A 388-nucleotide genomic window follows, 5' to 3' on the forward strand; every position below is an offset into this window, starting at 1 on the left:
GCCGAGCAGACTCCGGCGACGATCATGCTGTGGGCCGACCTTATCGGCGACCTTCTGCCGGAAGGCGTGCTCAACATCGTCAACGGCTTCGGCCTCGAGGCCGGCAAGCCGCTGGCGTCGTCGAACCGCATCGCCAAGATCGCCTTCACCGGCGAGACGACGACCGGTCGTCTGATCTCGCAATATGCCAGTCAGAACCTCATTCCGGTAACGCTCGAGCTCGGCGGCAAGTCGCCCAACATCTTCTTCCAGGACGTGACGGCCGAAGACGACGATTTCTTCGACAAGGCGATCGAGGGTTTCGTCATGTTCGCGCTCAATCAGGGCGAGGTCTGCACGTGCCCCAGCCGCGCGCTGGTGCACGAGAAGATCTACGACCAGTTCATGG

General features: G+C 62.1%; 1 pseudogene. It reads left to right on the forward strand.

From position 1 onward, the window contains the following. A pseudogene (gene adh / locus EOA29_RS40850) lies at positions 1 to 388 on the forward strand (aldehyde dehydrogenase); the annotation flags it as partial.

The organism is Mesorhizobium sp. M1E.F.Ca.ET.063.01.1.1, assembly GCF_003998155.1.
Classification (GTDB): Bacteria; Pseudomonadota; Alphaproteobacteria; order Rhizobiales; family Rhizobiaceae; genus Mesorhizobium.